Here is a 20,645-nt window from a genome sequence, read left to right as displayed (position 1 = left end):
GCGGCGGCGTTCTACTGGAAGCTAAACGCTGCGGAGTGCCGCAGCACTTAGGTCAAGGATCACGCCGCGGCCGAACCCGCGTCAATAGCCTGTTGTGAGGCCTGCTTTGCGCGCTAACGCGTGCCGGGAGCGTGCAAAGCGGGCCTCACAACGGAAGGGGGCTACCGGCGTCGAAGTTCCGGGTACTCAAGGTGGGGCGCAACAGTGCCGGCGTCCCGCTCCAGGAAATTCACGGCCGGGGCCACGATGTCGTCGATCTCATCCAAAACGGACTCGCTCAGCACCACATCTGCGGCCTTCAAGTAATCGGTGAGGTGATCCTCGGTCCGCGGTCCGATGACCACGCTGGTGACCGCCGGATGGTTCAGGGCGAAGGCGACGGCGAGCTGTATCAGGGTCAACTCATGGCGTGCCGCAAGCTGCGCGAGCGCATCCGCGGCGTGCAGCTTGCCCTGGTTAAAGGGTGCGTTCACATCGAAACGGCCCGGAACCGCTGCCGATCGCGAACTCTCCGGCTGGCCCCCGCCGACGCGATAACCGCCCGCCAGCCAGCCGCCGTCGAGCGGTCCGTAACTCAAAACCCCGACGCCGTACTGCTGGGTGATGGGGAAAACGTCCCGTTCGTTGGCGCGCACCAGAAGGGAGTAAGGAACCTGGTCCACCACGGGCGGGGTCAGGTGGTTGGTGTTCGCGATCCACTGGGCCTCAACAAGTTGGGCGGGGCTGAACACGGACGTGCCGTAATAGAGGATCTTGCCCTGGCGGATGAGGTCGTTGAGGGCAGTGATGGTCTCAAGGAGATCGGTGTTGTAGTCCGGACGGTGCGCCTGGTAGAGATCGATCCTGTCCGTGTTCAGCCGCCGCAAGCTGTCCTCCACAGCCCGGACGATCCACCGTCGTGAGTTGCCGGCGTGTGCCGGGTTGGAGCCCATCTGGCCGTGGAACTTCGTGGCCAGGAAAACGTCGTCGCGCCGGCTGTGGATGGCCTGGCCAACCACGGTCTCGGCCTCGCCCTGTGAGTAGATGTCGGCGGTGTCAACGCTGGTGATACCGGCGTCGAGGGCGGCCTTGATGATGCGGATGCTCTCGGCCGGACCCGTGGGTGCGGCGCCGGTGCCGAAATTCAGGGTGCCCAGCGTGAGGGGGCTGATCAGGGCGCCAGTGCGTCCAAGCGTTCGTAGCTCGTTGAGGCTCATGTCGGCTTCCTGTGGTGGAACGGTGCGGATGTTCAATCGAGGCTACACACGGCTCCCGGAGGCATAAACGCAAATGGTAGAAGTTCTTCGTTTTTCTTCTTGCGAGGTAATGGAGGAGGCCTTACTTCGCGACATTTCTTGACACGCGGCAACACAAATGTCTTTCGAATCAACAAATATTGCCGTTACCGGAAGCAGGTGAATCATGGGTAGGGAACTCAGGCATCGCACGATAGGGGACACCGGAATGACACAGACCACAGTGGAAGAAACGGCGGCCATCAAGGCAGCATTCGCGCAATTCCCGTCCGGAGTTGCGGCGTTCAGCGCCATGGTGGACTTCACGCCGGAAGCCTTGGTTGCATCGTCCTTCACGGTGGGTGTATCGCTGGAGCCGCCATTGGTGATGTTCGCCGTGCAGAACTCCTCCACCACTTGGCCGAAGCTCCGTCAAGCGCAGCGGCTTGGCGTTTCGGTGCTCGCCGAGGGCCAGGAAGCGGCCGCCCTCCAGCTGGCTTCCAAGACGCGCGACCGTTTTGCCGGATTGGACACCAGCGTGAGCGACTCAGGTGCAGTTCTGATCGACGGCGCGGTGCTGGGTTTCGAATGCGAAATTGTGTCTGAGACGCCCGCGGGGGATCACGCGATCGTCGTTCTGGAGGTCAAGGCCACCACCATCAATCTCGAATCCAAACCATTGATCTACCACGGTGCTGCGTTTAGGCAGTTGGCAGCCTAGGCATCTAGGAGTTGCGGCTGGCGCCGCTGAGCGAACCTTTTCGGATCGGGCTCGGAGACTTTCCATTCTTGGAAGTGTCCGGGCCCGGCTTCTTTGCCCCATTGCCTGAGGCCGGGCTCTTGGTGTCGCGGCTCTGTGCGGGACCCTGCTCCGGCTTCTTGGGTGGAAAGTCGGGACGCTTGGGAGGCGGGGTTTTGCCGTTGGACGACGGCGTCGGCTCGTCAAGGTCGCGGACGGTGACCTTGATGGCCGGTGGCTGTTGCGCTTTGGCGCGTGCGGCGGCCCGCTCGTCTGCTTCTGCCACTGCGTCTGCCCAGTCCTTCGCGAGGACAGGTGGTTCCTTGGCGGCTGCGACGACAATCGGGTGGTGGGCGGTCTGGTGTTCCACCACTGATTTAACCTCAGCCGGTTTGGGCAGGTTGCGGGGGTCTACTTTTGCCTTCCACGCGCCTTCCTTGAGCGCAGAAGACGCACCCGAGAGGCGTCGTCGGGCACCGCCCAGGAGGTCTCGCTTGGGCGCTGCAGGTGGGGCCCCGGCTCCGGGCGCGGAAGCAGCTCCAACCCCGGCCGACGCGAAAGCGGGCTCCGGCGCAGCGGGAGGCACCAAATGGTGGTGTGCCTCAGCGGGATCAGGTACGCGTTCAGGGTGCTGGGGGAGGTGAACTATGGGAGTGTTGGCCTTCTTGGGAAAGATCCCCACCATGGCCAAAAGGATGATGGACAGTAGCCGTCCGATTCCGGCGATCACCAGGGTGATGATGACGATCAACATCAGACCCAGGAACATCAGGACCGCCAGTCCGAGTGTCCCCAAATACGTCAGGTTGATGGCGAGTGTTGTCGGATCCTCCACGTTAGCCTCCCCTGGCCGTCGTTTTGTGATGCGCCCAATGCCCACCCAGCTTGCATATATAGCCTAAGGTCCAGCACCGACGGAATCACGCCCCGCCCCACCCTCTGGCGGGGTTGTTTCGAAGCTGTTATAAGGCGTGGGAAAATATGTTGCCCAGCTCTCATTTTTGGTCTCAGATTGGCGCTCCATGACCCCTGATTCAACCCGTCTCCGCAACGGTGCCTGCCCGTGCCTCTCCGGCGAACAATACGAGGAATGTTGTGGGCGCTTTCATCGCAGCGCGGCGGATGCGCCAACGGCTGAGCAACTCATGCGGTCCCGCTATTCGGCGTTCGTCATCCTGGATCCCGGCTACCTCCTGCGCACCTGGCACTTGTCCACCCGCCCCGCGTCGATGGACCTTGATCCGGACATGGAATGGCGCAGGCTGGACATTGTCTCGGCCACGGGCGGTGGCCCCCTGGACACGACGGGAACAGTGGAGTTCGCTGCGCACTACAGGCTCGACGGCGAACGCGGGGTCCAGCGCGAGCTAAGCCGCTTCGTCCGGGAGGACAAGCGTTGGTTCTATGTGGATGGGGACGTGCGCTAGTCGCGTTCCCATCCCAGTTGCCTCGATATTGCCGTGCGCCGATCACGGTGGTTCCGCGGCCTGGCCCGCCAAAGTCACGGTGTCCCCCGCACTAACTGGGAAGGAACGCGGCGGGAACGCCCTACCGGTAGTTCCGGTGCAGGTTCTCCTTGGTTGAAGCGCCAGGGGAGGCATCGCCGATCCAGGGCCCGGTGCCTTCGGACTGATCCAGGACGCCGGCCTCCAACCAGGCGTAGTCACCGGCCAGGACCTTCCGCGAAAGGTCGTGATCGCCGTCGTCAGTATTCCTCCACAGCTGATCGAAGTATTCGTCCACGCGGACGCGCGCCTGCTCGCAGTACGCCTCGGCCAGCTCAAAAGCGGTAGCGCCCTGTTCAGGATGGGTCCGGAGCAGCATCTCCGCCCGCGAACAGCACGCAGCCATGGCGAACAGCTCAGCGCCGATGTCCACGATCCTGCCCAGGAACGCCTGCTTGTGCTCAAGCTTCGCCTGCCAACGCCCCATGCCGTAGAACGTCTGGCGGGCCAGCCGCCGCGAGGACCTCTCCACAAAGCGCAGCTGCTTGCCAAGGCGTCCAAATTCCGCATAGGACCGCGGATCCATTCCGGCGCCAGCCACCAGTTTCGGGAGCCACTTAGCGTAAAAGCCGGAAGCCCCGACGGCGGCCCTCGCCTTATCCTGCAGGCTCGCGTCCGCTGAGGCGAGGTCTCCCGCGGCGGCAAGGTGGGCATCCACGGCTTCCCGGGCGATGAGGAGTTTCATGATCTCGCTGGAGCCCTCGAAGATCCGGTTGATGCGGAGGTCCCGGAGGAGTTGCTCGGCTGGGACTGCCCGTTCGCCGCGGGCTTCCAGGGAGTCGGCCGTTTCGAAGCCGCGTCCACCGCGGATCTGAACGAGTTCGTCGGCAATCCGGCAGCTCAGTTCCGTGGACCACAGCTTGGCCAGCGCGGCCTCGATGCGAACGTCCTTCTGGCCCGCGTCGGCCATCTCAGCGGAAAGCTCGAACACAGCCTCCAGCGCGAAGGTGGTGGCGGCGATGAACGCGATCTTCTTGCCCACGGCTTCGTGTTTGCCCACCGGACGGCCCCACTGCGTCCTCGCGTTGGACCATTCGCGGGAGATCTTCAGGCTCCACTTTCCGGCGGCCACGCACAGACCCGGGATGGAGAGCCGCCCCGTGTTGAGGGTGGTGAGGGCGATTTTGAGTCCTTGGCCTTCACGCCCCAGCCGGTTGGCTGCAGGGACGCGGACTTGGTGGAAGCGGGTCACACCATTCTCTATTCCGCGCAGGCCCATGAACGTGTTGCGGTTTTCCACGGTGATGCCGGGGGAGTCCATTTCCACCACAAAGGCGGAGATCCCGCCCTTGTGTTCCGTCCCGTCAGCGTCGGTATGGGCTGGAACCCTTGCCATGACCACCACCAGTTCGGCGATCACGCCGTTGGTGGTCCACAGTTTCACGCCGTCCAAAAGGTAAGAGTCGCCGTCGTCGGACAGTACGGCAGTGGCGCCCATGCGCGCGGGGTCGCTGCCGACGTCGGGCTCTGTGAGGAGGAACGCGGTAATGGCGCCGGCGGCGCAACGCGGCAGGTATTCCTGCTTCTGCTCGGGCGTGCCGAACTCCTTCACCGGTTCCGGAACTCCGATGGATTGGTGGGCTGAAATCAGTGCGCCCAGGCTCGGATGGACCGATCCCAGCAGGGCAAGGGCGCGGCCGTAGTAGACCAAGGACAGGCCCAGGCCGCCATATTCGCGCGGGACTTTCATGCCGAAAACGCCTAAGTCCGCGAGCCCTTTCAGGTATTCGTCGGGAATTTTTGCGTCCCGCTCGATCGTGCGGCCGGACATCGTTTTGGCGAAGGGCACCAAGCGGGCCATGAATTCTTCGCCCCGCTGGACGTCTTCTGTTTTTGCCTGCGGCCAGGGGTGTATCAGGCTCAGGTCGAAGCTGCCCAGGTACAGGCCCTTGGCGAAGCTGGGACGGTTCCATTCTGTTTCGCGCGCGGCTTCGGCGACGGCGCGGGCTTCTTCTGCGGTGGCGTTGACGCTTGCGGCGGCGAGACTGTTGTCAGTGGCGGACGTCATGGGATAACTCCTCTAGCCGGTGGTGCCGGATGGAGCCAGGGTCCGCCGTGGGTGCGAACCCTTCAGCTGTCCCTCAATGCTACCCGCGAGTAGCTACCTGTGCTAGGGGAAACCTGCGGCTGGAATTCGGCCGGAATTTCCACTTGTCCGGCGTGGTGAACCACCCGGTCCCACGCAAAGTTAATGCCATGGACCAGACCACCCAGAACGGCCTTAATGGCGTACCAGGCGATGCCCATTGCTCCGATAAGAATGATTGTTGCCAGTGCTGCGGCGGCAATGAAGGCCACCAGAATTGCAGCGAAAACCAGTGTTCCAATGAATACGTACGTGGCGGTATCAAGCGCAGAGAAGTCGAAATTCATGGTTCCCCCCGGGGCGACGGTGCGTGGGTTGACGCGGCGTGGCTGCGTCGATGCTCTGACACTAGGGGCGTCCATGGTTTCCGGCCAGTGCGGAAACGCCTCGCGGCGGCGTTGATATGGGATCGAAACCATACCAGGCGGTAGGTTACGGAATGGTTGCGACGGCGGTGCTTCCGGCAAGGCTCGACGGCGCCGCTTCCGGCGGTCGGTCGCCCCGGCGACGCTCTGCGTTAACCTTGTACGGGGCAGTTTTCGCTGCCAGCCAGGTTTCGCAGCAGCTGAAGGAGAGTAGTTGTCCCGTTCAGCCATGTCCTCCGCCGACGCCATCGGCGCCCGGCTCCGTGATCTCGAGCAGCTGACCAAAGGGCCTGCCTGGGCCCTGACGCGGTCGGCTCCGTGGGTGATCGCCGTGCTGCAGGCATCCTTTACCCGCACCCGGCCGCAGCTTCCGCTCGAAGAGTTCCATGCCGACGTCGATGCTTTCCTTGAGCAGCTCCGCCGCCAAGACCCGGCGTTGGGCGGCCAACAGAACGGCAAGCTTTTCGGCGACGAGTGGACTAGGAAACAATTCCTGACCCGGCGTAGCCAATCAGGTCAGATCGTTTACGAAGTCACCGAACCGGCCGCCCGTGTGCTGGCTTTCCTGGACAGCCTCTCCAGCGAGCGTTCCACGCTGAACGGTTCTCGGCTCGGCACATTGTTGGGCGACGTTGAGAAGCTCGCCAACGAGACCAACCCGGACCAGAGCGCGCGCTTGGAAGCCCTCGAAGAGGAAATCCAGGAGCGGCAGCAGTTGGTGGAGGACATCAGCTCCGGTGAGTTCGATGGACTTCTGGATGACGAAGAAGCTGTGGAAGCTGCCGGCAACATCCTGGACCTCGCAGCCAGCCTGCCGGCGGATTACAAGAAAATGCGCGACCGGATCGAAGAACTGGTGGGTGAGCTCCGGAACCAGATTATTGAGGAATCCCTGAGCAAGGGCGCCACCATGGCCCAGGTTTTGGAGGCCGACAAGCGCTTGCGGCAAAGCCCTGAGGGACGAACCTTCCGCTCGTTCACCGCATTCTTGGAGGACCCGCAGCAGCAACTGCGGTTCCGCTCGGCGATCGGTGAGGTGCTGAGCCGTCAATTTGCGGACGACCTATCCCATGAGGACCGCGAAACGCTGAAAAACCTGGTGGCCGAGTTGCGATATCAGCACAGCCAGATCCAGCGAATCTACGGCAAGCTCTCCGAAAGCCTGAACACCTACATTCAGAGCGACGACGTCAGGCAGTCCGTCAGCCTGCGCAAGGTGCTTGCCGAAGCCGAGCAAGCCATCCGGTCCATGCCGTACGAGCGAGACCGTCCCGGTCTGGTCCGCGGGCCCGTGCTGTTTAACGCCGGGTTCGAGTCGTTGGCCATGGTCAAACTTTTCGACCCCGACGAATTTGCAACACCCCCGCGCCTTGCCGACCCCATCGCCTTCAGCGACTCCGACCGCGTACGGTCGGCGCGCACCGGAAAGGCCAAGCCTGCTGTCGTCCGGGCAGCCATGGCCGGTGCCGCCACCCTGGGCGACGCCTGGGAAAACCTGCCCGCCGAAGAACGCCACATCAACACCGTGCGCACCCTGCTGTCCATGGCGCTTCAGACGGGCGCAGCCTTTGACAGGGCCACCTGGGAACACATCGACTTCGAACAAATCGACGGCAGCATCCGCACGGCGTACCTGCCTGTCGTCAAGCTGAATGAGGATTCTGATGACTGAAGAAATCACGACGACGGACGTCACCGCAGCGGACAGCGTCACCGAAGCGGTGGCTGAAGTCGGTGTCGAGCCCGAGCAGGTTGTCGAGCCTGAGCTGGATGCGGAGGCTGAGCCGGTTCCGGAAATCAGCCACTCGGACCCCTTCCGGATCACTCCGCGGGACACTTTTGTGGATGGCGCTGCTCTCTTCCCCGGCGATACCGGAGTGTTGCCGATGAAGGTTCGGCATGCGCTGGTGAAACTGCTCAAGGGCCCGTACATTGACGGTGGCCGCGACGAGAAACTGTGGACCACGCTGCTGGACAACCAACTGATCCTCCGCAGCCGCCTCTCCGAGCTGTTCCTCACCCTGCAGCTCGATCACGACCGCAAAATCGCAGTCCTCCGACCCGTTGACCCGGAAGTGATCGGCGCCAGCTCCCGCTCCAGCATCCTGCGCCAGCAGCGTGCCCTGAGCCGCGTGGAAACCATTGTGTTGCTGCGACTGCGACTCCTGCTGGACCGCCATGTCACAGCCCAAACGGACCCCACCATCACCCGCGAAGAGATCTCAGACCTCGTGGCCAACTACACGCCGTCTGGCCAACAGGACGCCCTCCGCGACTCCGACGTGGTCACCCGGACCATCACCAAACTCCTGGCCCGCCAACTCATCCTCCCCACCCCGCTGGACGACACCTACACCATCAGCAACGCCCTCCCACTGGCCCTGCCCTTCGAAAACATCGGCGACATCCCAGCCCAAATCGAGGCCCTGATAGCAGTAGCAGCCGACGAATCAGGCACGGAGCCCCTCCTGGATCTCGATCCCGATTCCAACCCAACCAGCCCTTCAGATGACGAGTTGGACGACGGGGATGGTGACGGGCCTGCGATGGTGCGTACCGCCGCGGACAGTGACCCGTCAACAGAAGAGGCAGCCAAGTGACCATCGCAAGCATGCTCCCTCTCGGCGAGCTCACGAACCCAGGCCAGATGCGCCTCGCGTTGGTACAGGTGGTTAACTGGGGCACCTTCCATGGCGCCCACACCATGCACGTGGACCGCAAGGGCACCCTCCTGACGGGTAATTCGGGCGTCGGCAAGTCGACTCTTTTTGATGCGATGCTCCGTGTTTTCGATGCCCGCCCGCGCTCGAACGAGGCCGCCGCCCAGCGTTCCGGTGGCGCTGTAGAGGATAAGAGGACCACATTCACTTACATGCGCGGCAAGGTTGGTGATAAGGCGGTCGGCGACAGCTCGGCGAGTGCCTTCCAGCGCCCTGGTGCCACGTGGTCCGCCGTCGCGCTGACGTTTGATAACGCAGCCGGCACGAAGGTGACGGTGTCGGCGCTGTTCGACCTTCCGAAAAACGGCACGGAGTCCAGTGTCGGGCGCTTCTATGTCATTGACAGCAAACCGCTGGACCTCGAGGCAATCGAGGGCATTGCGCAGAAGCGGTTCACCAAGGGCGCGTTGGAGTCGATTTTCCCGGATGGGCAGGTCTTCGATGTGCACAAGGCCTTCGCCGAGCGCTTCCGCAGGCTTCTGGGCATCAACTCTGACCAGGCCCTTCCGCTGCTTCGCGTGATCCAGGCCGGCAAGGGCTTGGGCGGCAGCGTGAATACGTTCTTCCGCGATCAGGTGCTTGATGCTCCTGCAACGTTGGCTGCAGCCGATGATGTGGTGGAGGAATTCAGCAACCTGATGTCCATTCGGCAACGGTTGGAGGACGTCCGGCAGCAGCGGGACCAGTTGGCTCCGGTACCGGGGTTGAACAAGGAGTACGCGCAGGCATTGCTGGACGCGAACCGTCTCCGTGAGTTGGCTGGCGAAGAGTTCGAGGCTTACAAGCAGCAGCTTGCAGTCACGGTCCATGCCAAGACGTTGGCCCGGTTCAAGGAGTTGGCTCAGTCCAAGGCTCAGGAACTGGCTGCCGAGCGCACGGTGCGGGATGATTTGGCCAAGGAACTCCGCGACCTTGAGCTGGACTACAACAACCGCGGCGGCAACGCCATTTCGGCGATTGAGCAGTCGTTGGAGAACGCCAGGGTTGGCCTGAAGCTGCGTCAGCAGGTTGAGGATTCGGCGAAGAAGGCTTTGGCCGATGCCGGACTGAACCTTGAATGGTCCGCCGAGGGCTGGGACCAAGCCCACGAGCAGGCAGCTGCCCGCTCGGCCGAGTTGAAGGACGATTCGGAGGCACTCAAAGAGCTTCGCTTTGAGGCTTTTGACGGCCACGCCACTAAGAAGCGTGAGCTTGCCGCAGCTCAGCAGGAGCTGATTTCCTTGCGCACGCGCAAGTCCCTGCTGCCGCCGTCGAGCATTGAAAACCGGGCAGCCATCGCAGCGGCAACCGGGGTCCCCGAAGAGCGGATGCCGTTTGGTGGCGAGCTGATCGATCTCGCCGACGGTCAGGATCAATGGCGTCCCGCCGCCGAGCGCGCGCTTCGTAACCTGGCCACCACATTGCTGGTACCGGGTGAGCATTTCGCGGCGGTGACCCGATATTTGAATGACAACACCGTCCGCGGTGCCCTCCGTGCCGTTGATGTGTCCAAGCCGCTCGCCGGTGGCGCGCTGGCTGTTGAGGAAGTGTCCGACGGCGACCTCTTGACTAAGTTGAGCATTCTCACCTCGGGTGCCAATGCTGACGCGGGAGAGTGGATCCGGGAGCGGATCGCCCTGGACTTCGCCTACCCGTGTGTCGAGGACCCGGACGAGCTTGCCTCGATGGACAAGGGCCTGAGCCTGGGCGGCGTGGTCAAACGCAACCGCCACACCGTGGAGAAGGACGACCGTTTCACGAGCCGCCAGGATTACGTCCTCGGTTTCGACAACGCTTCCAAGCTCGAACTTGTGGCAGCACGTGTGGGCGAGCTGGAAAACGAGCTTGTGAAGGCCGCGGAACTTGCGCAGAGCCGCGAAGATTCGCATCAGGGTATGGCGCGGCAGCTCGAAGCCCTGCGTCGCGTCGCTGAAGACGAACGGTCATGGGAACAGGTTTCCGCAGCCGTGGCCGCGGACGAGCTTGCCAGGATCGAACAGCGGCTGACAGATGCGTTGGCCGCGCAAGCGGACCTGGAACCGCTGCGGGCCAGCATCGAAACCGTCAGGGAAAAGCACCAGTCCTCCACAGGTACCGCTGCCGTTATGCAGAGCGAATACAAGGCGCTGGATCACAAGATGACCACGGCGGACGGCCTGCTCGATGCCGCGAGGCTGAAGCTGGAGCAGGCACCGCCGTCGGCCTCTACTGTCACCGCTTTGGAGCCGTACTTCCAGGGCGTCACCGACCTCTCTGAACTGTACGAACTCGACAACCTGGCCAACAGCGTCCGCAACAAGCTGCTGGACGAACTGCATGCGGCGGAATCGCGCGGGCAGGCGACCGCCGAGCGGTTGACCCGCATGTTCGAAGCGTTCGTGCGGGACTGGGGAAGTGCCATCAGCGCCGATCATGGCACGTCGATCGGCGCCGCCGGGGACTTCGAATCCCGGTACCACGCGATCGTCAGTGATGGCTTGCCCGCCCAGGAGGCCGAGTTCCGGCTGTTCTTCAACCAGCGCACGCATGAGTCGTTCAGCACGCTCCTGCACCTGCTGGATGAGGAACGCCGCAGCATCACCAGCCGTATCCTCCCCCTCAACGGCATCCTGTCCCAGGTGAACTTCCATGAGGGCAGCTTCCTGGAACTGGACATCAAGCAGACGCTCCCGGCCACGGCCAAACAGTTCAAGGATGCGATCCAGAACGCCCTGAAGGCGAAGCACACCAGGCCCTCGCGCGGAGCTGCCGCTGGTCCGGCCGAAACGGACGACGACGCCGAGCTCACCGCGCGCTATAAGTCGTTGGAGACCCTGGTCAAGCGGCTCGGATCGCAGACGCCGGAGGATCGGCGTTGGCGGGCTGAGGTGCTGGACGTCCGCGGGCACCTGTTTATTCAGTGCAAGGAGCACAGGGAAGTTGCTTCCAAAGCCGCCGCGGGCAAGGCCGGCAAGAAGAAGACCGAAGTCTTCATGCATGCCGATACCGGTTCCATGTCCGGCGGTGAGCGCCAGCGATTCACGGCGTTCATCATGGCTGCTGCGCTGAGCTACCAGTTGGGCATCGCCGAACAGGGCTTCACCACCTACGGCACCGTGATGATGGACGAAGCGTTCGTGCTGGCTTCCGAGGAATTCGCAGGCGCGGGCATCAAGGCGCTCCACGAGTTCGGATTCCAGCTGTTGCTGGCAGCGCCGGAAAACGTCATTGATCTCTCCCGGCACCTGGGTTCCGTCACCGAAATCCTCCGCGACAAGCGCACCAACCGCTCGGGAGTGCTCACGGCTCCGGTGATCGCCGGACCCGGCGAACCGGGAGCGTGGCGTTCCGAGGCGAACCCGGTGGATATCGTCCTGCGGTGACGTCAGCTCTCCCCGGCGCACCCAAGTAGATAGCAGTTAAGGCCGTTTTGACGCCTCAAAACGGCACCTGCTGCTACCTACTTGGGGAATGATTCGCGGCTACTTCGCGCGGACGCGGTCAAGGAACTGTTCGGTTCTGGACTCCAGTCCCGCGATTTGTCGAACGACGACGGCGGCAGGGTCCGGGTTGATCTCATTGACGGGCGGTTCCTTGCGCACGTTGGCGCTACAACCGAACTCAGCGCAGATCAGTGTCCCCACCGTGTTCCCGTCCTTACCGGATTGTCCGGCTTTTTTGGCCACCCACAGATAAACGTCATCCTTCGAAAATACGTCCCGGCACAGTTCGCAGAGGACTACACGCCTTTTTCCGGATCCGCCTTCAGGAGCGCGGAGCATGATCCCGGTGAGCTTGCCCCGGTGCGGGAGCACAAGGTATCCGCGTTGGGGCATTTTCTCGTCGCGCCAACCCAGGAACTCCAGGTTGTCCCAGTCGAGGGTTTCGAAGTTCCGGGGGAGATTCAGCTTGGCAGCCTCTGAGCGGCTGGCATTGATGAACGACGAACGGATTTGTTGGGCGGTAATTTTCTGCATGGCAAAGCTTCTTCTTTCGGAAATGGTCGACGTCCGCGTGCCTTAGTGGGCGCGCGGGAAATGGCAGGGGTCGTCGGTCATCTGAGAGAGCGGGCGCAGCAAAAAGACCCGGAAAACGGGTGCCCGGCTGAGAGCCTAGGAAGATACCGACGTGCGGGGGAGTGCCAAGCAGGCCAAAGCGGCCACCTCGCCAACCGTGGCTGCAGCAACTGAAACAGTGCGCACGCTCATCCCCTCGATCGATTCCATAAGAAGCGGTAGTCCGCTGCCGCCAATACTTTCAAACCTTCTGCCAGGTGTCCACTGCGAGAGGGTCTGCGGCCGTATGGTTTTCTGAGACAGGTTGATGGGAGATCGACTTCAGAATGACTGGTCCTAGAAGAAAATATGATGCGGCTTTCCGTGAGGAAGCTGTGCAGCTGGTGTTGTCCTCGGATCGTTCAGTGAAGCAAGTCGCTGACGAGCTCGGGGTGAAGGAGAGCACGTTGGGGAACTGGCTTCATCGGCACCGGGGAAAACATCAGGACGGTCCTGCTCTAGAGCCTGTGGACCCGGGCCCGGTGTCCTGGGATGAACACCGGAAGGCCTTGGCTGAGAACGAGAGATTGAAGGCCGAGGTCGAGTTCTTGGGAAAAGTCAGCGCCTTCTTTGCCGCGAAGCAAAAGTAGAGGGCTTCTACGAGTTCATCGAAGCGGAGAAGGCCAACCATTCCGTGGCCTGGCTATGCCGGGCGTTGAAGGTTTCCAGGGCCTCGTTCTACCGATGGCGCAACCCGGCCGGGCCATCCCCGCGGGCAGTACGGCATCAGGATCTCGCCGCCGCGGTTACCGAGCTGTATAAGGAGGAGAAGGGCCGTGCCGGCCGGGACCAACTGACCCTGCTTTTGAACGAGAAGGGAGTGCGGGTCTCGGCCCCCACTGTCGGGGCGATCATGCGTGAGCACGGGCTGCGGGCCGTCCGCACCCAGGCCTGGAAGGCAACTACCGTCCAGGATCCGCAGGCCAAAACAGCCCACATCGAGAACCACATGCTCGATGCAGAGGGCAAGCGGGACTTCACCTCAACAGTGCCCGGAACCCGCCTGGTCGGTGACATCACCTACCTGCGCACGGGTGAGGGCTGGCTCTACCTGGCTACGGTGATCGATCTTTTCTCCGGCATGGTCATCGGCTGGTCCATGGCCGGGCACATGCGCGCGAGCCTGTGCACCGCGGCGCTGCAAATGGCCCGCAACCACGGCCACCTGACCGGGGCCTCGGTGGTGTTCCATTCGGACCGGGGCACCCAATACACCTCGGATGAATTCCAGAAATGGTGCGGCGATAACTCGGTGACGCAGTCCATGGGGAAAGTCGGGGTCTGCTGGGACAACGCCGTCGCGGAGAACTTCTTCTCCCACCTCAAAACCGAGTTCTACCACCACCAACGCTACGGCTCCCGACTCGCCGCCCGAACCGGTGTCATGGAATACATCGAGGGCTGGTACAACCGCCGCCGGCCCAACCGCCGAGCCGGCGGCATACCACCAGCCAAAGCCCACACCAACTACCAAACCCGCGCCCAGCAACCCCTGGCCGCCTAACCAAAAACAACAACGAGACCTGTCTCAAAAACTTGACGACCGCAGTCTGGCTGAAGGGTGCGGGATGTGAGAGAGGGTGTGATCTGCGACGCATTTAACCAGTTGAGCGGATTACGTGACGCAAACGTTTCGTAATTATCCAGAGGCTAGGCTAGCCTTACTTAGGTTCGCATCACTTACTTAAGGAGTCCCGTGGCTTCCCTTCTCCCACGCCGCGCCCTGCTCAAGACAGCAGGAACCGCGACGGCCGCTCTGGCCGCCGTCGCTCTTACCCTCACCGGCTGCTCCACTGGTCCGGCAACGTCCACTCCGGCAACTGAGCAGGCAGCATCCTCAGCTTTCCCCGTGACCATCAAAAACGTCTTCGGCGAGACCACCATCAAGGAACAGCCCAAGCGCGTAGTCACCGTTTCGTGGGTCAATGATGACGTCGCGATCGCCTTGGGTGTTGTCCCGGTTGGTGTTCCGAAGAATGAGTGGGGCAATAACGACAAGGGCTCCACCCCTTGGAAGGACGCAGCACTGGAGAAGCTCGGCGCCGGCTTTGGCACCGACAAGGCCCCGGTCCAGTTCTCCGAGGCGGATGGCATCAACTTCACCGAGATCGCCAAGCTCAATCCGGACGTCATCCTGGCCGCCTACTCCGGCCTGGAAGAAGCTGACTACAAGAAGCTCAGCGAAATCGCTCCCGTGGTGGCCCAGCCCGAGCTCGCCTACGGCACGCCTTGGCAGGAAAGCACCACCCTGATCGGCAAGGCACTGGGCAAGGAATCCGAAGCCAAGAAGCTGGTAGAAGACACCGAATCCACCGTCAAGGAGAAGGTCGCCAAGTTCCCGCAGATTAAGGACAAGACCTTCATCTACGGCAACCTCGAGCCTGCCAAGGGTGACGGCGCCAACGTATACACCGCAATCGACAACCGCCCCCGCTTCCTCTCCGAAATCGGCATGAAGCTCGCCCCCGTGGTTACTGAGAACACCAAGAGCAACACGGAATTCTTCATCCCGTGGTCTGCTGAAAAGGCCAATGAGCTCGAATCCGACGTTTTCGTCACCTGGGTTCCGGACGCGACCACTGCCGACGCCATCAAGGCTGACCCGCTGCTGGGCCAGATCCCTGCCATCAAGAAGGGTGCCCTGGTTGCTGATTCGGACCAGACCTTGACGCTCTCCATCTCCGCTTCATCGCCGCTGAGCCTGCCGTGGGCATTGGACACGTTCCTCCCGCAGCTGGGTAAAGCAGCAGACGCAGCAGGCAAGTAACTGCAATGAAACTGAGTACGACGACGACACTCCGGGGGCGGGGCGGTGGCACTTTGGTGTCGGCCGGCCCGGGAGGCATCACCCCCGATCCCGCGGAAACCGGCAGGGGAGCCGGCACCCGTGGGACAGCGGACAAGCGCACTGCACTCACGCGCACCGCTTGGCTGCTGGTGGCCGTCGTCGTACTCGCAGCAGTATCCGCCGCATCCTTGGCGATCGGCGCACGCGGAGTTCCCCTCTCCACGGTGTGGGAAGCCCTCACTAACTTCAATGCGGCGGACGGCAACCACGCCGTGGTCATCGCCCGGATCCCCCGCACGGTCCTGGGTCTCCTGGCCGGTGCCGCGCTGGGCCTGGCAGGCGCGGCCATGCAGGGCGTGGCCCGCAACCCGTTGGCAGATCCAGGCATCCTGGGCCTCAACGCCGGAGCGGCGCTGGCGGTGGTCATCGGGATTTACGTCTTTGGCGTTGGCTCCCTGACCGGATACATCTGGTTCGCCTTCATTGGGGCCGCAGCGGCCGCCGTCGTGGTGTACGCCATTGCTTCCCGCGGACGGGACGGTGCCACCCCGGTCAAACTCGCGCTTGCGGGCGCTGCCCTCAGCGCCGGTCTTTTCTCCCTGCTGAATGTGATCCTGGTATCGAGCCAGGACACGTTTGACCGTTTCCGCTTCTGGCAAGTGGGCAGCATCGGCGGCCGCGACTGGTCCGTGCTTCTGCCCGCACTCCCGTTCCTGGCAACCGGCGCCGTGATCATCCTGGCCGGCGGCCGCGTCCTTAACAGCTTGGCGCTGGGCGACGACATTGCCCGCGGGCTGGGCCAGAACGTCGGCCTCTCCCGTGGGATCACCGGCTTGGGGATCGTCCTACTGTGTGGCTCGGCCACCGCGTTGGCGGGTCCCATTGGCTTCCTTGGCTTGGTCATTCCGCACGCTGTCCGTTTCCTAACCGGCCCCGACTACCGCTGGATTCTGCCGTTCTCCATGGTCTCAGCTCCCATTCTGCTGATTAGCGCGGACATTATTGGCCGCGTGATCCTCCTTCCGGGCGAGGTCCCCGCTGGAATTATGACGGCCCTGGTAGGAGCACCGGTGTTCATCTGGCTCATCCGCCGCGGCAAGGGGGCAGGACTGTGAGCACTACCAAAACGGTCCCCCAGGTGGCGCCTCATTCTGTGCAACTTCGGCGGACACTGAGCCCCACTTTCTGGCTAGGCTTCGCCGTCCTGGCCATGTTTGCCGTGTACGTGCTCCTGGGCAGTTACACCGTGACCATCCCGGATTTCTTCACTATCGTCATCAACCACCTGACCGGCGGCGAGAAAATCCCCGGGGCGAGCTTCATCGTGATGGAGCACAAACTGCCCCGGGCAGTCGTTGGAACCATGATCGGCGTTGCCTTCGGCCTGGCCGCTGCACTGTTCCAAACCATGCTCCGGAACCCCTTGGCGAGCCCGGACATCATTGGCATCAGCTACGGTGCCAGTGCTGCGGCAGTGACGGCGATCGTGATATTTGGTGCCTCGGGTGCCGTGGTTTCCGGGGCCGCGTTAGGCGGTGCCTTGGGTGTTGCCGCCATTATTTACATGATTTCCCGCGGAACAGGTTCCGGTGCAGGCGGAGGTAGCCGCGGCAACGCTGCCGGCAACCGTCTCATCCTGGCGGGCGTTGGCATCGCCGCTGCCCTGCACGCAGTGGTCAACTTCCTCATGACCCGCGCCGATATCCGCACCGCAGCGGATGCCCTGATCTGGCTCAACGGTTCCCTCAATTCGGCCACGTGGGACCGTGCAGGCGTGCTGTTGGTCTCCCTGCTGGTCCTGATACCAGCCGTTATTGCCCTCGCGGGGCCTTTGCGCATCCTCGAATTGGGGGATGACACCGCCGCGGGACTCGGTATCAAGGTCAACGCAGCCAGGCTGGGACTGGTCCTGACCGCCGTCGGACTTGCCGCCGTCGCAACTGCCGCCGCCGGTCCGGTAGCCTTCGTCGCTTTCCTCGCCGGACCCATCGCCCGGCGCATCGTCCGCAAACCCAGCCTCCCGGCGTCGGCCCTCACCGGTGCGCTGATCGTGCTCCTGGCCGACTTCTTCGCCTCCAACATTGCACCCGTCATCCTTGACGGGACCGTCCTCCCGGTCGGCGTCGTCACCGGCGCCCTCGGTGCCCCCTTCCTGTTGTGGCTGCTGGTCACGTCGAACCGAAAGGAGGCCTGAGATGGCCGTCCTTAATGCCCAGGACCTTACGCTGCAATACGAGCAGCGCAAAGTGGTGGAAGGCCTGTCCACCGAAATCCCCGAGGGTAAAGTGACCATGATCGTGGGCGCCAACGCCTGCGGAAAGTCCACTTTGCTCCGCGGCCTTTCGCGCCTGCTAAAGCCGGCCGGTGGTGCCGTCACGCTGGACGGCAAGAATATCCACAGCCGCCCCGCTAAGGAACTTGCCCGGACCCTCGGCCTGCTGCCCCAGCACCCCACCGCCCCGGACGGCATTACCGTCCGCGACCTGGTGGGCCGGGGCCGGTACCCGCACCAAGGCTTCTTCCGGAGTTGGAGCGAGTCCGACGACGCCGCGGTGCAGCGTGCGCTGGACGCCACGGACACGCTGGAGCTTGCTGAGCGGGACATCGATGAACTCTCCGGCGGGCAGCGTCAGCGCGTGTGGATCGCCATGGCCCTGGCCCAGGAAACCGACGTTCTGCTGCTGGACGAGCCCACCACCTACCTGGACCTGGCGCACCAGGTTGAGGTCCTGGACCTGATCACCGACCTCAACCGCAGCCGCGGCACCACCGTGGCGATCGTGCTGCACGATCTCAACCTTGCTGCACGCTACGCGGACCACGTCATCGCCATGAAAGGCGGGTGCATCGTGGCCGAAGGCGCCGCCACTGCAGTGGTCACGGAGGAACTTGTGTTCAACGTTTTCGGCTTGGAATCCCGGGTGGTCCCGGACCCCATTTCAGGCACACCGCTGATCGTCCCCATCGGACGCCACCACGCACGTACCGCTTCAACCAACGAACTGGAGATCGCATCATGAGTGCACAACCGACCCAGGCCAAAGCAAGCGCCGCAGTGGAACCCATGACCCTCGCCTTCGATGTCACTGTGACCGCGGTGCAGGAGCTCAGCCCCAACTTCCGCAGGATTACTTTCGGCGGATACTGCCTGCGCGACTTTGGAGTGGCCGGTGACACCCTGGACCTCCGCGTGAAGCTGATGATTCCTTCCATCGACGACGCTGGCCGGATCATCCCCTTGCCCACCTTCACCATGGAGGAGGCCGGCTGGTACCAGGAGTGGCTTGCCATGGACCCGGCCGTCCGCGGCAGCATGCGCACCTACACCGTGCGCTCCGAACGCCTGGACGCCGTGTACCCGGAAATCGACGTTGACTTCGTGATGCACTTCGACGATGCCGGTAATGGTGGACCTGCAGCCAATTGGGCAGCTGCCGCCAAGCCCGGCGATGCCCTCACCATCATTGGGCCCAACAACCGGGCCGCCCAGTGCACCACCGCCGGAGCTTACGGCGGCATCGAGTGGCGGCCGGGCCTGGCGCAGCGCATTCTCCTCGCGGGCGACGAAACTGCCGTTCCCGCCATCAGCGCCATTCTGGAGAGCCTGCCTGCGGACATGACCGGGCACGCATTCCTGGAAGTACCCTCGGCTGCTGATTTCCAGGACATCTCCACCGCTGCAGACATCCAGATCACCTGGCTGGCACGTGGGGCTGCCATTGGCCGCTCCCGCCCGCACGGTGAGCTGCTCAAAGAGGCTGTTGCCAAGGCCGTTCCCGTTCCTGGCTGGGTTGGACTCAAGGGCGCAGGATCAGCGGCGGGTCCCGAGCCCGAGGACGTCAATGTGGATCAGGACATCCTGTGGGAAACCCCGCAACGCATGGACGCAGCAGCCATCGAGGCCACCAAGAACCCCACGCTGCCTGCCGGTGCCTTGCCCTTCTACGCCTGGATCGCCGGTGAGGCATTCGTGATCAAGGAGATGCGCCGCTACTTGGTGCGGGACGTGGGTATCGACCGCAAGCAGGTTGCCTTCATGGGCTACTGGCGACGAGGCAAAGCCGAGGGCTAGCCCCTGGTGCGGGCCGGGCCGCCCGCAGCGGCGGTTTTGCCGTCGCTTAGACACGGCCCATAGGTGACGTTGCGGTCGCTGGGCGACCTTCACATCACGATGGGCCGCGATGCGCTCCTACCCAAAACCGCCGCCGCGGCCGTGAGCGCGCCACCTACCGATGCTCTCTCACTTCCCGACGGTTTTTGGGCGTTGCTCTCTCACATCCCGTTCGTTGTGTTCATTTGGGGTTGGCTCTGGTGTAACCGGGGGCGGGTAGCGTCGCTGCCGTGCGGGAGGAACTCGGGGACGGGAACAGCGTTCGACGGCGGTATGTCGCCATCGGGGACTCCTTCACCGAAGGCGTGGGGGACCTCAGCCCGGTGTTGCCCAACGGGGTGCGCGGCTGGGCAGACAGGGTGGCCGAGAAGTTGGCCAAGGACCAGCCCGGCTGGGAATACGCCAACTTGGCCGTGCGCAGCAAGAGGCTCCGGCACATCATCGATGAACAACTTGAGCCAGCCCTCGCCATGGAACCGACGCTCGTTACGGTCTATGCAGGGGGTAACGACATCCTCGATTTCGGTACAGACATGGATGCTCTCCTCAATGACTACGAGATGCTGGTCGCGCGCCTCAGCGAAAGCGGGGCGACGCTGGTCCTGTTCACTGGCTTCGATGTTAAAGTCTCGGCGGTCTTGGAGCCTTTCAAGAAGCGAAACACCCTGTACAACCAACGGGTCCGGGAAATTGCGGCCAAGTACGGTGCGGTGCTGGTGGATTATTGGTGCTTCGATGCCTTCAAGGACAAACGGATGTGGGCTCCTGACCGCCTGCACATGTCTAAAGCCGGGCACAAGTACTTAGCCGCGCAGGTCCTCAATCACTTGAATGTGCCCCACAAGATCAGGCCAAAGGAATGGGAACCACCGTCGCGGCTGACGCTCCGGGAGTGGGAACGAGCCCAACGCCGCTGGGTCAACGATTGGGTGGTTCCGTTGTTCGGGCGGAAACTGCGGGGCGTGACTTTGGGTGATTCCACACAGGCCCGGTGGCCGGAGCCCGTCAAGGTTCCCCGCAAGGGCGGTCTTAGGAAGCTGGTTGAAAGCAGGGCGCAGGATGTGAGAGAGCGTGCGGCTGGGGAGGGTGAGATGTGAGAGAGCG

17 protein-coding genes are annotated in these 20,645 nt (G+C 63.0%); 12 read left to right on the top strand and 5 right to left on the bottom strand.

All coding sequences use genetic code 11. The annotated features are described in order from the left end of the window. Positions 1-161 precede the first annotated feature (161 nt). Positions 162-1,196 carry an aldo/keto reductase gene (locus tag LDN70_RS19065; protein ID WP_223941121.1) on the bottom strand — a complete coding sequence of 345 codons (1,035 nt, stop codon included), beginning with the start codon at positions 1,194-1,196 and terminating at the stop codon, positions 162-164. 247 nt (positions 1,197-1,443) lie between these two features. Between LDN70_RS19065 and LDN70_RS19060 the strand changes: the two genes are divergently transcribed. Continuing rightward, entirely contained in the window at positions 1,444-1,935 is a 492-nt protein-coding gene (locus tag LDN70_RS19060) for a flavin reductase family protein (protein WP_011776380.1), read from the top strand. 4 nt (positions 1,936-1,939) lie between these two features. Here the strand turns inward: LDN70_RS19060 and LDN70_RS19055 are convergent, their stop codons facing one another. Further along, positions 1,940-2,788 (bottom strand): hypothetical protein, encoded by an 849-nt coding sequence (locus LDN70_RS19055; protein ID WP_223941120.1) that lies wholly within the window; start codon positions 2,786-2,788, stop codon positions 1,940-1,942. A 187-nt stretch (positions 2,789-2,975) separates the two neighbouring features. Between LDN70_RS19055 and LDN70_RS19050 the strand changes: the two genes are divergently transcribed. Further along, a complete protein-coding gene (locus LDN70_RS19050) occupies positions 2,976-3,380 on the top strand; it encodes a YchJ family protein (RefSeq protein ID WP_223941119.1) in 405 nt (134 codons plus the stop codon). A gap of 121 nt (positions 3,381-3,501) precedes the next feature. Here LDN70_RS19050 and LDN70_RS19045 read toward each other — a convergent pair whose 3' ends face one another. Together LDN70_RS19045 and LDN70_RS19040 are read right to left on the bottom strand one after the other, a co-directional pair. Further along, positions 3,502-5,466, bottom strand: coding sequence for an acyl-CoA dehydrogenase family protein (locus LDN70_RS19045; protein ID WP_223941118.1), 1,965 nt, complete (start codon positions 5,464-5,466; stop codon positions 3,502-3,504). Between the two features lie 62 nt (positions 5,467-5,528). Beyond that, complete coding sequence (locus LDN70_RS19040) at positions 5,529-5,831, bottom strand: hypothetical protein (RefSeq protein WP_142937662.1); 303 nt, start codon at positions 5,829-5,831, stop codon at positions 5,529-5,531. Positions 5,832-6,123: 292 nt separating this feature from the next. Between LDN70_RS19040 and LDN70_RS19035 the strand changes: the two genes are divergently transcribed. From LDN70_RS19035 to LDN70_RS19025, 3 genes are read left to right on the top strand one after another with little or no spacing between them, the layout of a single operon-like run. Next, entirely contained in the window at positions 6,124-7,581 is a 1,458-nt protein-coding gene (locus LDN70_RS19035; protein WP_223941117.1) for a DUF3375 family protein, read from the top strand. Further along, positions 7,574-8,509, top strand: coding sequence for a DUF4194 domain-containing protein (locus LDN70_RS19030; protein ID WP_223941116.1), 936 nt, complete (start codon positions 7,574-7,576; stop codon positions 8,507-8,509). Before LDN70_RS19035 ends, LDN70_RS19030 begins: the two co-directional genes overlap by 8 nt. Continuing rightward, entirely contained in the window at positions 8,506-11,970 is a 3,465-nt protein-coding gene (locus tag LDN70_RS19025) for an ATP-binding protein (protein ID WP_223941115.1), read from the top strand. Before LDN70_RS19030 ends, LDN70_RS19025 begins: the two co-directional genes overlap by 4 nt. Positions 11,971-12,069: 99 nt before the next feature. Here LDN70_RS19025 and LDN70_RS19020 read toward each other — a convergent pair whose 3' ends face one another. Then, positions 12,070-12,564, bottom strand: a complete 495-nt coding sequence (locus LDN70_RS19020) for an FBP domain-containing protein (RefSeq protein WP_142937666.1) — start codon at positions 12,562-12,564, stop codon at positions 12,070-12,072. Positions 12,565-12,929: 365 nt separating this feature from the next. Between LDN70_RS19020 and LDN70_RS19015 the strand changes: the two genes are divergently transcribed. The 7 genes from LDN70_RS19015 (at position 12,930) to LDN70_RS18985 (ending at position 20,638) form a co-directional block, all read left to right on the top strand. Continuing rightward, a protein-coding gene (locus tag LDN70_RS19015) for an IS3 family transposase (protein ID WP_223940807.1) occupies positions 12,930-14,146 on the top strand; the annotation gives its coding sequence in 2 pieces (ribosomal slippage) (positions 12,930-13,194 and positions 13,194-14,146; 1,218 coding nt in all). Positions 14,147-14,338: 192 nt separating this feature from the next. Further along, the gene (locus LDN70_RS19010; RefSeq protein ID WP_166843161.1) at positions 14,339-15,409 is read left to right on the top strand and encodes an iron-siderophore ABC transporter substrate-binding protein; all 1,071 of its coding nucleotides are present in this window, start codon (positions 14,339-14,341) and stop codon (positions 15,407-15,409) included. A 5-nt stretch (positions 15,410-15,414) separates the two neighbouring features. Then, the gene (locus LDN70_RS19005) at positions 15,415-16,545 is read left to right on the top strand and encodes a FecCD family ABC transporter permease (RefSeq protein ID WP_223941114.1); all 1,131 of its coding nucleotides are present in this window, start codon (positions 15,415-15,417) and stop codon (positions 16,543-16,545) included. A gap of 95 nt (positions 16,546-16,640) precedes the next feature. Then, positions 16,641-17,624 carry a FecCD family ABC transporter permease gene (locus tag LDN70_RS19000; RefSeq protein ID WP_223942688.1) on the top strand — a complete coding sequence of 328 codons (984 nt, stop codon included), beginning with the start codon at positions 16,641-16,643 and terminating at the stop codon, positions 17,622-17,624. A gap of 1 nt (position 17,625) precedes the next feature. Next, entirely contained in the window at positions 17,626-18,450 is an 825-nt protein-coding gene (locus tag LDN70_RS18995) for an ABC transporter ATP-binding protein (protein ID WP_142937669.1), read from the top strand. Then, positions 18,447-19,502 (top strand): siderophore-interacting protein, encoded by a 1,056-nt coding sequence (locus tag LDN70_RS18990; protein WP_223941113.1) that lies wholly within the window; start codon positions 18,447-18,449, stop codon positions 19,500-19,502. Before LDN70_RS18995 ends, LDN70_RS18990 begins: the two co-directional genes overlap by 4 nt. Positions 19,503-19,771: 269 nt before the next feature. Beyond that, the gene (locus tag LDN70_RS18985; RefSeq protein ID WP_223941112.1) at positions 19,772-20,638 is read left to right on the top strand and encodes an SGNH/GDSL hydrolase family protein; all 867 of its coding nucleotides are present in this window, start codon (positions 19,772-19,774) and stop codon (positions 20,636-20,638) included. The last annotated feature ends 7 nt before the right edge of the window (positions 20,639-20,645 follow it).

Origin of the sequence: Arthrobacter sp. StoSoilB22, assembly GCF_019977315.1 — a bacterium.
Classification (GTDB): domain Bacteria; phylum Actinomycetota; class Actinomycetes; order Actinomycetales; family Micrococcaceae; genus Arthrobacter.
Note: the sequence above shows the minus strand (reverse complement) of the source record. Positions and strands in the feature narration are given on the sequence as shown.

What these genes read in the sequence shown, in the direction of transcription:
- LDN70_RS18990 (WP_223941113.1), top strand. Translation starts at nt 18,447, where the DNA reads ATGAGTGCACAACCGACCCAGGCCAAAGCAAGCGCCGCAGTGGAACCC.
- LDN70_RS19060 (WP_011776380.1), top strand. Translation starts at nt 1,444, where the DNA reads ATGACACAGACCACAGTGGAAGAAACGGCGGCCATCAAGGCAGCATTC.
- LDN70_RS19050 (WP_223941119.1), top strand. Translation starts at nt 2,976, where the DNA reads ATGACCCCTGATTCAACCCGTCTCCGCAACGGTGCCTGCCCGTGCCTC.
- LDN70_RS19020 (WP_142937666.1), bottom strand. Translation starts at nt 12,564, where the DNA reads ATGCAGAAAATTACCGCCCAACAAATCCGTTCGTCGTTCATCAATGCC.
- LDN70_RS19045 (WP_223941118.1), bottom strand. Translation starts at nt 5,466, where the DNA reads ATGACGTCCGCCACTGACAACAGTCTCGCCGCCGCAAGCGTCAACGCC.
- LDN70_RS19000 (WP_223942688.1), top strand. Translation starts at nt 16,641, where the DNA reads ATGTTTGCCGTGTACGTGCTCCTGGGCAGTTACACCGTGACCATCCCG.
- LDN70_RS19065 (WP_223941121.1), bottom strand. Translation starts at nt 1,196, where the DNA reads ATGAGCCTCAACGAGCTACGAACGCTTGGACGCACTGGCGCCCTGATC.
- LDN70_RS19005 (WP_223941114.1), top strand. Translation starts at nt 15,415, where the DNA reads ATGAAACTGAGTACGACGACGACACTCCGGGGGCGGGGCGGTGGCACT.
- LDN70_RS19030 (WP_223941116.1), top strand. Translation starts at nt 7,574, where the DNA reads ATGACTGAAGAAATCACGACGACGGACGTCACCGCAGCGGACAGCGTC.
- LDN70_RS18995 (WP_142937669.1), top strand. Translation starts at nt 17,626, where the DNA reads ATGGCCGTCCTTAATGCCCAGGACCTTACGCTGCAATACGAGCAGCGC.
- LDN70_RS19040 (WP_142937662.1), bottom strand. Translation starts at nt 5,831, where the DNA reads ATGAATTTCGACTTCTCTGCGCTTGATACCGCCACGTACGTATTCATT.